Origin of the sequence: Enterococcus sp. DIV1067f, from assembly GCF_050543505.1 — a bacterium.
GTDB classification, from domain to species: domain Bacteria; phylum Bacillota; class Bacilli; order Lactobacillales; family Enterococcaceae; genus Enterococcus_D; species Enterococcus_D entomosocium.
This window is the reverse complement of record NZ_CP172940.1, coordinates 499,849-512,281: the sequence shown is the minus strand read 5'-3', so window position 1 is coordinate 512,281 and position 12,433 is coordinate 499,849. Positions and strand designations below refer to the sequence as shown.

Genomic DNA, 12,433 nt, shown 5'->3' with positions numbered 1-12,433 from the left:
TTATGATCCCCCCCTGTTCGATTGCTGTTTTTCGCATTCTTAACTGATCTGGGCAAGGAAGCGGCAACTGCCAGCTTGCTTTCTCAAAAAAAATGAAACGACAAAAGAACACCCTGCGGCAGCTAAGATACCGCAGGGTGTTCTTGATTCATTGTTTAGCCGTTATAGGCATCAACGATGATTTGTTTCAATTCAGAGATTAGTGGTTCTTTTGGATTTGCTGTTGTACATTGGTCTTCGTAAGCCAATTCAGCCATGCGATCGACTGTTGTATCTAGTGTTTGTTGAGTGACGCCTTGCGCCTTCAAGCTCATGTCGATACCCACAGATTGTCCTAATTCGTAAACAGCTGTTGCCAATGCTTCAACCAATTCAGCCGTTGTTTTGCCTTTAAGGCCTAAGAATTTCGCAATGTCTGCGTAATCTGTATCGGCACGGAAGAAATCATATTTAGGGAACATTGCATGTTTTTGCGGGTCTTTGGCATTGTAACGGATGATGTGCGGTAAAAGAATCGCATTTGTACGTCCGTGAGGAATACCATATTCACCACCGATTTTGTGGGCTACTGAGTGACAAATACCTAGGAATGCATTGGCGAAGGCCATACCTGCCATTGTTGAAGCATTATGCATTTTTTCGCGAGATTCCATATCAGGTGTTTTCACTGATTTTTCTAAGTAGTCAAAGACTAACTTGATTGCTTGTAAGCTCAATCCACGAGTGTAATCAGATGCCATTACTGACACATAAGATTCGATCGCATGAGTCAAAACGTCCATTCCAGTGTCTGCTGTAACAGAAGCAGGTACTGACATTACGAATTGAGGGTCAACGATTGCAACATCTGGTGTCAATGCGTAATCAGCTAATGGGTACTTCACGTGTGTTTCACTGTCAGTGATAACCGCAAATGGGGTTACTTCAGAACCAGTACCAGACGTTGTTGGGATACAAACGAATTGCGTTTTTTCTGGTTTGTCGATCTTGTAGGTCCGTTTACGGATATCTAAGAATTTTTGTTTCGCGCCGAAGAATGAAGTATCTGGGTGCTCATAGAACATCCACATGCCTTTGGCAGCATCCATTGCTGATCCACCACCAAGAGCGATCACTGTATCTGGTTTGAAATCAACCATCATTTTTGTTCCAGCGTAAACGGTGTTTGTTGATGGGTTTGGTTCTACATCAGAGAAGACTTCGATTTTCACGTCATTTTTACGACGAGCAAGTACTTCACGGACCGTATCGCAATAGCCGAATTGAACCATACCAGGGTCACAAACGATCATGACACGTTCAACGTTTTCCATTTTCTCCAAGTACATTAGAGAGTTCTTTTCAAAGAAGATTTTTGGTGGCAATTTAAACCATTGCATATTATTTCTCCGTTTCGCTACAGTTTTCACGTTGATCAAGTTCACGGCAGAAACATTTCGTGATACAGAGTTTTTCCCGTATGAACCACAACCAAGTGTCAATGATGGAATCATTTCGTTGTAGATATTTCCGATACCACCTTCTGCAGATGGTGTGTTAACTAAGATACGGCAAGCTTTCATGCGTAGGCCGAAGGCTAATTGCAAGTCTTCGTTTTCAGTGTGGATCACCGCTGTATGGCCTAATCCGCCTAAATCAAGCATTGCTTCACATTTTTCGAACGCGTCTTCTGTGTTGTTTGCTTTGATCATTGCTAAAACTGGAGAAAGTTTTTCTCTTGATAGTGGGTAATCAGCACCGACACCGTCAAGTTCAGCGATCAATAATTTTGTTCCTTCTGGTACGTTGATGCCTGCTAATTTCGCGATTTCCATTGCTGAATGTCCAACGATTGCTGGATTTACGGCATATTTTCCTTCGTTCATCACGGCATCTTCAAGTTTTTGTAATTCTTTTGCTTTTACAACATATACTTGATGTGCTTCAAATTCTGCTTTCACAGAGGCATAGACTTCTTTATCAACGATCACTGCTTGTTCAGAGGCACAGATCATTCCGTTATCAAAGGTTTTTGATACGATCAAGTCATTGACTGCTCGTTTCACTTTCGCTGTTTTTTCGATATAGGCAGGTACGTTCCCTGGTCCAACACCTAATGCAGGTTTACCAGTTGAGTATGCTGCTTTGACCATGCCAGCGCCACCAGTTGCTAATACGATCGCAATTCCTGGGTGGTTCATCAATAAGCCAGTCGCTTCGATTGATGGATGTTCGATCCATTGCACACAGTTTTCAGGTGCCCCAGCAGCGATGGCCGCATCACGAACGATACGTGCAGCTTCTGCTGAACATTTTTGTGCAGATGGGTGGAAAGCAAAAACGATCGGGTTACGTGTTTTCAAAGCGATCATTGCTTTAAAGATCGTTGTAGATGTTGGGTTGGTTGTTGGTGTTACCCCACAAACGACACCAACTGGTTCAGCGATTTCGATCAAGCCTTTTTGTTTGTCTTCATTGATCACGCCGACTGTTTTGTCATGTTTGATACTGTTCCAAATATATTCTGAAGCGTACATGTTTTTGATCGCTTTATCTTCATAGATACCACGGCCAGTTTCTTCTACTGCCATTTTAGCTAAAGGCATGTGTTTGTCTAATGCTGCCATTGCCATTTCATGAACAATGTGGTCCACTTTTTCTTGATCAAAGCTTTCCATTTCTTTTAACGCCACATTTGCCTTCGTTGCTAAATCGTCGATCATTGCTTGTACGTCGATTGTCACTTCTTTTTCCAATGTCTTAGCCATTGTATGTCCTCCTAGTTTTTAAACATGTTTTGTTTGTTAACTACTTCACATACAGATCATACAACATCTTTTTTCGTTTGTAAATAGTTTTTGTGATTTTTTTCACAGTTTTATTAAACTCCCTTTAAATTAAGCGTTTTCAAGAGCTTTTAAGGAAAAGAAGTGGACAAAAGTTTCGGTTTTTATTAAGAAAAATGTCATGTGCTAAGTTGAACAATGGAGGGATTTACGAAAACACCTTATCCCTACTAAATATGATCATCTGCTCTTTTCACTTTTTCTGTCAAACGTCATATGATCTGAAAGGATTATTCATAAGAAGGGTCCTCTAATACATCCCATTTCATTAGGCGTTGGCTTCTTGCCGTAAATGCCTTCTGTTTAAACACCTCACAAGCTTTTATTACAAGAGGTGATGCATTTTGTTCATTTAGCTGCTCGATGGGGAAAAAAACTGCTCCCAATGAATCTTGGCCTGTAAATTGAGGAACATTCTTCTCAAGACTTCCAACGGTTGTTTGAATCTCATAAAAGACACAGATGTGATTATTCATAGATGTTCCTTGATAGTGCCAGGGGTAAAGAAAATTAATTGCCCCTAATTGATGATAGCTAGTAACGGTTATGACGGTTTCTTCTTTAAATTCTCGGCACAGTGTGTCTTCCAGCAACTCACCTGCTTCCATGCTGCCGCCCGGCAAATCATAGCGGTTTTGATAAGGTCCCGCCTTCTTTTTGATGACGGCTAAGCAATTACCTTGAAACAAAATTCCATATACTCCAAATGCGGTATGGTACAATCGAATCCCTCCTAACATGTATCTATTCTACGTAAATAAAAAAAAATCATCAACAGGCTTAGTCGATTTATGTCTTACATCGAACATGTTTGGCTTGATTCACACAAAAAAACGACCAGCCAACGCTGATCGTCTTTCTCTTTAAAACAAATCCTCTTGGTCTACTTCTGTTAGAGGCTTCCCGTGGGCAAGCTGGGAAACAACGTGCGCCATCTTTTTGTAGGAATCATTCAATCCAATCCCGCCTTTTTTCGGCATCTTCAAAATATAGATGTCTTTGGCATAGATTGCCACTGCTGGGTTTTCCTCTGACATCGCTGCAGCCCCTGGAATTCCTTGCGCATTGAATACTTTCGTCAATCCTGCTGCCATTTCGCCAAAATTAGGATAATGCATCGCAGGTCCGCAAAGAACGGCATCTGCTTCAAATTTTTTGGCAAACCCCACAAATTTTTTATTCACTTCTTCTTGATGCTCGTGATAATATTGGTCACCACAATAAAGCGTTGCAACGATTTGTGCGTCTTGCTCTTGAAAAAGTGGATTCAAGGTTCGACCTGGACCAAGGGCAGCTTTTTTGCCGCTTGGCGGCAACTGAGCATTTTCATCACTTCCCATCCCTGCAGTGACATGATTGAGAATCAAAATTATTTTTTTCATGAGCGGCGCCTCTTTTCTTATAGATCATCAAAATCGAAATCGTCAAAATTGATTTCCTCTTCTTCTTGTTCAACGGCATCCGCTTCTTCTTTTAGATATTGATTATCTAAGACTTTGATAAACGGATAATAAATAGCCATTCCTAAGAGGATCAACAAGACTTGTAAAACAGACGCTTGCCAACCACTGACTAAGAAACCAGAAATAATCGGCGGCGTGGTCCAGGGCAGTTGAATTCCATTGGTATAGTTGACTAACCCAAGATCCATACAGAAGTAAGAGATAATAATATTGATCGTTGGCACTAAAGCAAAAGGAATCAGCAGAACTGGATTCAAGACGATCGGTAACCCAAAGATGATTGGTTCATTGATCCCAAAGATACCTGGTATCAACGATAACTGTGATAGTTTTTTGACCCTTTGGCTTTTACAGACTAAGATCATGACTAAAATCAAAGACAATGTCGAACCGCCCCCGCCAAAGGTCGCGAACATGTCTTGAAATTGACCGGTGATGATGTTAGGAATTTCTGCGCCATTCTTAAAAGCATCTAAGTTTTCAATAGATAATGCCCGTAAGATAGGGTTGAAGACAGCGCCGACCACACTGGAACCATTGATCCCAAAGAACCAGAAAAAATGCAAAAATAGGTAGGCTATGATCATGGCACCTAAAGTATTTCCTAAACTTAACAACGGTGTCTGTAAGAACTTAAAGAGGATCTCTTGCAGATTGCCATAAGACGTCAAGTTGGCTAACCAGTTGGCGATCATAAAAACCGTCACGATCACAAAGCTGGGAATCAATGCCTCAAAGGATTTCACCACGGTTGGGGGAACACCGTCAGGCATTTTGATCGTCCACCCTTTGCGTAATAACGCAACGAACATTCTGGTGGAAATCAAGGCAACGACCATCCCTAAGAACAAACCGCTAGAACCCATCCATCGTAATGGCAGGCTGCCAACTTCATATACTTCCGTAGAGCCTTCTGGTGTGAAAACGGTCGTAAATGGTGTCACGATAAAAAAAGAAACGAGTGAAATAATGGCTGCTTGCATGGCATCAACTTTAAACTGTTTTGCCAAACTATACCCGATCCCACCAACGGCTAAAATCGTCATAATGTCAAAGCTGGCTGTTGCTGGCATATTCAACATCGTTGCCCAGTTGTCTCCCAGCAAACCGCTCATCATCTCGTTCCAATTTGGAATCGGAAAATTGGTCAAGACTAAAAAGAGTGAACCCACGATCAACAACGGTGTGGATAATAAGAAACCATCGCGAATCGCAATCAAGTATTTGTTTTCACCAATCGTCTTTGCCATCGGTGTTAACACTTTTTCTAACCAGTTTAAAAATTTCTGCATTTTTCTTCCTCCCATCTGCGTGCTATCTGGCAGATAACACGTAGTCCCCTGTTACTCCAACACTTTTATTACTTTGCTTTGGCTTTTTTGATCAAGCTCAAGGCATCTTTCAATGCTCGTTCGCCATCCATCATGCCGTATGCTTCTGTCGCGATCGTGCCGACTGGAATCCCCATTGGCTCGAAAGTTGCTTTCATTTTGCTATCTAAGTGTCGTACTTGTGGACCTAACAAAATAGCGACTGGTTTTTCTTGTTCGACTTTTTCTTCTGCGTGGATCGCAGGGAATGCTTCGATCGTCAAAGGCATGTTGTGCTTTTTGACGACTTCCATCATTTTATTGACCATGATACTCGTTGACATTCCAGCTTCACAAAACAAATAGATTTTTTTCGTTGCCATATCCATTCCTCCAATGTTTGTTTTTCTCAATCGCGGTTGTTAGACCGGCGCTTTGATTCGTTTTTCATAAGCCTCCAACCATTCTTGCGTGATGGGTTCGATCACGGTTGTCTGCTGAGGTCCTGGTGTTGCCATAAAAATAGCAGGCGCTTGATTGGTGGTTGCGACACTAAAGGTAAATTCTACATTGGTTGCCACCCCCCAGCGACCCTGTTTATCTAAGGCGATCAGCGAGAAGGCGCCGGCTTTGCCGTAGCGCTTCTTCAATCGCGCTTCAAAGTCGTAAACGGCTTGATCACATGCTTCTTGCGGTGCTAGCCCTTCTCCCATCAAACGAACGATTTCGTAGGAAAGGCAGCCTTTCATCAAGTCTTCCCCTAACCCTGTGGCAGCGGCACCGCCGATTTCACTATCCACATAAAAACCAGATCCAGACAAAGGTGAATCGCCAACACGACCGCTTTTTTTCATAAATAAACCAGAACTAGAGGTTCCTGCTGCCATGCTTTGGTGTTCATCCAGCGCAACTACTCCCACTGTATCGTGGCCGTCATAGGGATCGAGGTTGTTGGCAGCGATCTCTGCTTTGCGCTTTTCCCAAATGGTTTTGGCTCGCGGTGTCAGCATCTCTTTGGGCTGGAATCCTTCGGCAAGCGCATAAGCGACCGCTCCTTGGCCGATTCGAAAACTATTGAATTTTTCCTCACTTAGGCGGCGTGCCACGGAAATAGGATTTTCCACATCGACGATCCCAGCGACGGCACCAATTTTGAAGGTATCACCATCCATGAAGGCAGCGTCCATTTCCAACACGCCTTCTTCGTTGGGCAGCCCGCCATACCCCACCGATTTATAAAATGGATAATCTTCCACTGCTTTAATGGCTGTTTCTACTGCATCTTGGCAGGAGCCTTGTTGCTCTAATAGTGCTTTAGCAGCGAGCACGCCATCGTGTGCCATCCGCCATGTAGCAATCATTCCCCACATAAATATCCCTCCATTTTTCATAGCGCTTTCAAGTATATTCTATACGGTATATACTACTATGTCTATACTAAAAAAGAGTTTCTCAAAAAAAATGGAAAAACTCTTCTTCGTTCGTGTCTTCGCTTATTTTGTCAGTGCTTGTAAACTGCGCAAATAAATTTCAAGATTCATCCGCAGATCGGCAACCGCCATGTACTCATCTTGGTTATGAGCGATCCCTTTTTGCCCTGGAAAAGACGGACCAAAAGCAAGGATGTTTGGCATTTTGCGGGCGTAGGTTGCTCCTGTAGTCGTCACGGGGGTTGGATCATTGCCCGTTACTTGGTGATAGATCGTCGATAGCGTTTGGATTTCGGGGGCATCTTTTGATCGGCAGAACCCCGGAATGCTGCGAAGGATCGTAAGACTTGCCCCTTTTGGCAATGCCTTTTGCACCCCAGCGAGTACTTGTTCCTCCGTTACCGATACCGGATAGCGAAAGGCCACTTCTAACGCTAGTCCACTGGCGGATTTTTGGAGAACCACAGGGGTCAAGATCAACTTTCCTGAATCAGCATCTTCTAGTACCAAATCAATGCCTTCGCCATAGTGCTGCTGGTGAAAACTTTGGGCGATCCACTGCAAAGCTGCTTGCAAGGATGGTGTCGCTGCTAGTTGCGGTGCTGCTTGCTGGGCAAGCTTTGTAATGGCATTGTCCCCTAGCTCAGGGGCATTGCTAGGGGAACGTTTGCCTAGTGCTTCAAAGGACTGGCTGCCTACGGTTACCGATAGGTGGTCTGGTACATGATCGCGGAATTGATCGCCAGAAAACGCCGCTAACAGCTGCTGTTCTTGGGCGGGCAATGGAAAATCAAGTTGCACATTGACGACACCTCGTTCGCCGTAAACCACTGGATACTTGCAGTCTGGCGTAAAACCAAAACGCGGTGGCTGCTCAACCGCTAGATAATGCGGGATATCCGACATGCCGCTTTCTTCATCTGTACCGAAAATGATCCGCAGCGGTAATTGCGGTTGATGACCAAGGTCTTTCAATAATTTCATGGCAAACAAACAGCTGATGATCGGGCCTTTGTTATCTAAGATCCCTCGGCCATAAAAGTTGCCGTCTTTTTCAGTTAGTGCAAAGGGTGGGTAGCTCCAGCCAGAACCTGCCGAGACGACATCCAAGTGTCCTAACACACCGATATAGTCGGTATCCGTTGGTCCCCAATGGGCATAGCCGATCGCATCATCAATGACCGTTGTTTGAAACCCGTATGCTGCGCTTTTTTCCATGATGTATGCTAACACTTCTCGTGGTCCCTTGCCATAAGGCGCATGGGGCCCCGGCTCACCTTTGACGCTTGCGATCTGCATCACTTCGTCCAAAAGTGTGAGAAATTCTGACCAATTGGCTTCAATACTTGCTGTGAGTGGATCCATTGTCTTCACCTCTAAAGGATTGATTTTATTTTTGACGCACTAATGTATTTTTGAAGGTATATTTGTCTGCTCGGTAATAGGATGTATCGTATAAGATCGGTTTGGCTGATGCGGAATAGGTCATCGAATGGACCAAAAGCATCGGTTCCTCTTGAGGCACCTGCAAAAGTTTCGCAATATCGGCAGGACTTTTCACAGCTTCCACCTCTTGATGGGAATAACCAATCTCGATGTTGGCTTCAATGACTTGATACAAAGACGACTCTAATTGAGCTTTCGTGAGTTCTGCGGTGTCTTCTTGCAGATAGCGTTTCAGTACGTAAAGATTTTCCACCGTCATCGGCTCATCATCAAAGTAACGCAAGCGCACCAAATAAACGATCGGTTCCTTGCCATAATCGCCAAACAGCTGCCCAATCTCTATCGGGAGCTCTTTGACGGTTTCGATATGCAAAACTTCCGTACGGGTCTTTTTCCCTTGGATCTTTGCAGTTTCAGTAAAACTTTGGAGCCCGCCAGAGCCGCTTTGGATCTTGGGCTGTTTCATGACATAGGTTCCTTTGCCTTTTTCTTTCACTAACAAATTCTGGCCAATCAATAGATCGATGGCTTTGCGCACCGTTAAACGGCTGCACTGAAATTCCTCTGCTAAATCATAATCGGAAGGAAGCTTTTGGCTCGTCACGTACGTACCTTCATGAACCCGTTGCGCAATCTGCTGGGCAACTTCTTGAAATACTGCTTGTTTTTTCAACGTCTCTCCTACTTTCTTTCACTTTGCTACCATTCATAAAACGATCGATTGGCACTGACGCCAGAAGAAACACTGACAAACGCTTGTTCATCGATTCCTTGGATCATGCCTTCGACGGTCTTGAGTTCTCTATGGGAAATAACCAGTAATAATAGTTTTTTCTGTTGATGATCAAATCCACCTTCGACATCGTTGATGACCGTGATGCCTCGCTGCAAAGCACATTGCAACGTCGTAATGACGGGTTCTGCTTTTTCTGTAACGACCAGCAGCTGCACACGCCGCTGTTTCAGGTTGACGTAGTCGACCATCCGCCCACTGATGAAGAAGGAAATGGCACTATAAAAAGCATAGGGCCAGCCAAAGATCAGCCCGGCTGCTAGCTGCAAACTGACATTGAAGCCGATAAAGAAACTGCCGATACTTCTACCAGTGGCTTTTTTCACTAAAATCCCTAAAATATCAAGCCCACCCGTTGAAAAATCGTCGTTCAATGTCAAGCCCACCGACACCCCGTGCAGCAATCCGCCGAACACGGCACAGATCACCGGATCGGTCGTTAAAGCAATGACCGGTACCACCTTCATCATAACAGAAGACAGGACGACGGTACAAACCGTCATGATGGTAAATTCTCGATCGATTTTGACCCAAGCAACCGCTAACAATGGCGCATTAAAAAAAAGCACCAAAAGCGGGATCGAAAGCTGCAGATTCAACTGCTCGTCTAAAAGCTGCGACAACAATTGCGACAAACCAGTGATCCCACTCGCATAAATATTTCCCGGCAGCCAAAAGAGATTTAAAGCAATCGACGACAACAATGCATAGATCAAAGCAACAAGCATTCGTTTTCTATAACGTGCCATGTTTTTCCTCCTCCACTTCGCTTTTAGTATATATCATTAAGTATATACTGTCACGCGAAAAAAGCAGGAGAAATGAAGGCAGAAATGGAAACAAAGCAATGTAAAAAAACGCCAAAATCAAGGAGTAAAACGTTGGTATAAAAGGTTTTTTAAGATTTTTTTAAAGCGAGTAAATCACTTGAAATTCGCTAAAAAATGAATAAAATAAAAAGTGTAAAAACAAAAGAATAAAGAAAGGATGATTCTTATGACACATGAGATTGTGCCACGCCGCTCAGATTCATACAGTATGACACCTTTTGATTTCTTTGAAGATTTTGGCCGCAGTTTTTTTGATGGGTTTCCATCGAACCTGATCAAAACCGATATTCACGAGAATGACAAGGAATTTCTCGTTGAAGCAGAACTGCCTGGCATCCCTAAGGAAAATATTCAAGTAACCTATGAGAATGGGGTTTTAACGATTACGGGACAACACCAGACGGATCATGCGACCGAAGATGAAAAAGGACGTCTGGTTCGCAGCGAGCGCAGCTTGACAAGCGTTCGGCGACAATACCTGTTAGAAAACGTCAAAGAGGATGAAATCAAAGCCTCTTACGCTGAAGGAATTTTGAAATTGACGTTGCCAAAAGATCAAGGCAAACAAGCGTCAAAGAAACTGATTCCGATCGAGTAGCGAAGGCAATCAAAACACTGCAGCAAAACGAGCGATCTCTGTTTTGCTGCGGTGCTTGTTTTATTTTAGAAACTGTCCGACTACTAAAAAAACGCACCATCGCTTCTGAGAAAGCGACGGTGCGTTTGTGCTTATTCTTTGGTTTCGTCTTGGATGCTCGTTGCGTCTTCGACATCAGCTGGTTCGATTTGTGTCTCAACGGATGCAACAGTTCCAGGTTTCACTGTGCGGATCGCTGAACGATCAAACTCTAAGAAAATTCCTTCACAGTCGATGATCACGGTGCTTTTTTCTGTGTTGACTTCAGAAAGAACGCCGTGGAGTCCGCCGATGGTTACGACTTCATCGCCAGCTTTCATATTTTCTAAAAGATTTTTACGCTCTTGCTGTTGTTTCTTTTGTGAACGACTCATAAAGAACCACATTGCCACTAAAGCAACCAGCATAAAGAGCATTGGTAAAGATTGTGCCATTTTTTTCACCTCGATTTATTTTCTTTCTATAAGATACTTTATCAGAATTCCTCTATTATTCCCACCATTTTAGTAGAGAATGTTAGAAATTCCTCGCATTTTCCTTGTTGAACCCATACTCTTCAATAAAATGCTCACGGAACTCCAACAAGTTGTCGTCCATGATGGCTTGACGGACATTTTTCATCAGATTCAATAAGAAGTAGACATTGTGGTAAGACGTCAAACGCATACCAAAGGTTTCATCACATTTGATCAAGTGGCGGATGTACGCACGAGAATAGTTTTTACATGTATAGCAATCACACTTCTCGTCAATTGGTCGAAAGTCACGGGCATATTGCGCATTTTTCACGACTAAACGACCTTTTGAAGTCATACAGGTACCGTTTCTTGCGATCCGTGTTGGTAAAACGCAGTCGAACATATCGACACCGCGAATCACGCCATCGATCAAGGAGTCGGCTGCCCCAACGCCCATTAGGTAACGTGGTTTATTTTCTGGAATCCAAGGGGTCGTAAATTCCAACACGCGATTCATTTCCGCTTTTGGTTCGCCAACTGACAGGCCGCCGATAGAATACCCTGGGAAGTCCATACTAATCAAGTCTTGGGCACTTTGCTTGCGCAAGTCGTCAAAGCCTGCACCTTGAATGATCCCAAACAAGCCTTGACGATCTGGATTGGCATGAGCTTTCAAGCCACGTTCTGCCCAGCGAGACGTCCGTTCCACCGATTTTTTGACGTAGTCATAGCTTTCATCAAATGGCGGACACTCATCAAAACTCATCATGATATCTGATCCTAATTTGTTTTGGATATCAATCGCTTTTTCAGGAGATAAAAACATTTTCGACCCATTCAAATGGTTTTTGAAATGGACACCTTCTTCGACGATGTTGCGCATTTCGGCTAATGAAAAGACTTGGAAACCACCTGAATCTGTTAAGATCGGTTGATCCCAATTCATAAATTTATGTAAGCCGCCTGCTTCTGCAACAATGTCTTCTCCTGGACGCAACCACAAGTGATAGGTATTGCTTAAAATGACGCCTGCACCCATTTCTTTCAACTCTTCAGGGGCAAGGGTTTTAACCGTTGCTAATGTGCCGACTGGCATGAACATTGGCGTTGGAAAGGTTCCGTGAGGCGTGATCAGTTCGCCTAAACGGGCACCGGTATGCTTTTCTTTCTTTATCAGACGATAACGAATGGCTGGTTCCGTCATTCATTTCCCTACTTTCTCTCTAAACTCAATTAACTGT

The 12,433-nt window shown here is 43.6% G+C and carries 12 protein-coding genes; 1 reads left to right on the top strand and 11 read right to left on the bottom strand.

Translation table 11 applies throughout. The annotated features are described in order from the left end of the window. Nucleotides 1–155: 155 nt before the first annotated feature. The 9 genes from adhE to IGJ42_RS02345 all read right to left on the bottom strand — a co-directional run bounded on the left by adhE (nt 156) and on the right by IGJ42_RS02345 (nt 10,016). Nucleotides 156–2,747, bottom strand: coding sequence for a bifunctional acetaldehyde-CoA/alcohol dehydrogenase (gene adhE / locus IGJ42_RS02385; protein WP_010748754.1), 2,592 nt, complete (start codon nt 2,745–2,747; stop codon nt 156–158). 308 nt (nt 2,748–3,055) lie between these two features. Further along, nucleotides 3,056–3,547 carry an NUDIX hydrolase gene (locus IGJ42_RS02380; protein WP_052533141.1) on the bottom strand — a complete coding sequence of 164 codons (492 nt, stop codon included), beginning with the start codon at nt 3,545–3,547 and terminating at the stop codon, nt 3,056–3,058. Nucleotides 3,548–3,688: 141 nt separating this feature from the next. Next, nucleotides 3,689–4,207 (bottom strand): GrdB-related putative oxidoreductase, encoded by a 519-nt coding sequence (locus IGJ42_RS02375; RefSeq protein ID WP_008376052.1) that lies wholly within the window; start codon nt 4,205–4,207, stop codon nt 3,689–3,691. A 17-nt stretch (nt 4,208–4,224) separates the two neighbouring features. Beyond that, complete coding sequence (celB, locus tag IGJ42_RS02370; protein ID WP_008376054.1) at nt 4,225–5,580, bottom strand: PTS cellobiose transporter subunit IIC; 1,356 nt, start codon at nt 5,578–5,580, stop codon at nt 4,225–4,227. A gap of 68 nt (nt 5,581–5,648) precedes the next feature. Beyond that, nucleotides 5,649–5,981 carry a PTS sugar transporter subunit IIB gene (locus tag IGJ42_RS02365; protein ID WP_005227348.1) on the bottom strand — a complete coding sequence of 111 codons (333 nt, stop codon included), beginning with the start codon at nt 5,979–5,981 and terminating at the stop codon, nt 5,649–5,651. Between the two features lie 39 nt (nt 5,982–6,020). Then, a complete protein-coding gene (locus tag IGJ42_RS02360; RefSeq protein ID WP_429947020.1) occupies nt 6,021–6,968 on the bottom strand; it encodes a N(4)-(beta-N-acetylglucosaminyl)-L-asparaginase in 948 nt (315 codons plus the stop codon). Nucleotides 6,969–7,091: 123 nt separating this feature from the next. Then, nucleotides 7,092–8,393 carry a Sapep family Mn(2+)-dependent dipeptidase gene (locus IGJ42_RS02355; protein WP_429947019.1) on the bottom strand — a complete coding sequence of 434 codons (1,302 nt, stop codon included), beginning with the start codon at nt 8,391–8,393 and terminating at the stop codon, nt 7,092–7,094. Between the two features lie 25 nt (nt 8,394–8,418). Continuing rightward, nucleotides 8,419–9,147, bottom strand: a complete 729-nt coding sequence (locus IGJ42_RS02350; RefSeq protein ID WP_429947018.1) for a GntR family transcriptional regulator, LSA1692 subfamily — start codon at nt 9,145–9,147, stop codon at nt 8,419–8,421. A gap of 26 nt (nt 9,148–9,173) precedes the next feature. Further along, on the bottom strand, nt 9,174–10,016 hold the full coding sequence (locus IGJ42_RS02345) for a YitT family protein (protein ID WP_005227341.1): 843 nt from the start codon (nt 10,014–10,016) through the stop codon (nt 9,174–9,176). Nucleotides 10,017–10,263: 247 nt separating this feature from the next. Here IGJ42_RS02345 and IGJ42_RS02340 point away from each other — a divergent pair, with 247 nt between their 5' ends. Continuing rightward, the gene (locus tag IGJ42_RS02340; RefSeq protein ID WP_005227339.1) at nt 10,264–10,695 is read left to right on the top strand and encodes an Hsp20/alpha crystallin family protein; all 432 of its coding nucleotides are present in this window, start codon (nt 10,264–10,266) and stop codon (nt 10,693–10,695) included. 131 nt (nt 10,696–10,826) lie between these two features. On the opposite strand, the gene yajC is transcribed toward IGJ42_RS02340, so the two are convergent. Beyond that, the gene (gene yajC / locus IGJ42_RS02335) at nt 10,827–11,168 is read right to left on the bottom strand and encodes a preprotein translocase subunit YajC (RefSeq protein WP_005232170.1); all 342 of its coding nucleotides are present in this window, start codon (nt 11,166–11,168) and stop codon (nt 10,827–10,829) included. An 82-nt stretch (nt 11,169–11,250) separates the two neighbouring features. Then, entirely contained in the window at nt 11,251–12,396 is a 1,146-nt protein-coding gene (tgt, locus tag IGJ42_RS02330; RefSeq protein ID WP_429947017.1) for a tRNA guanosine(34) transglycosylase Tgt, read from the bottom strand. Between the last annotated feature and the right edge of the window lie 37 nt (nt 12,397–12,433).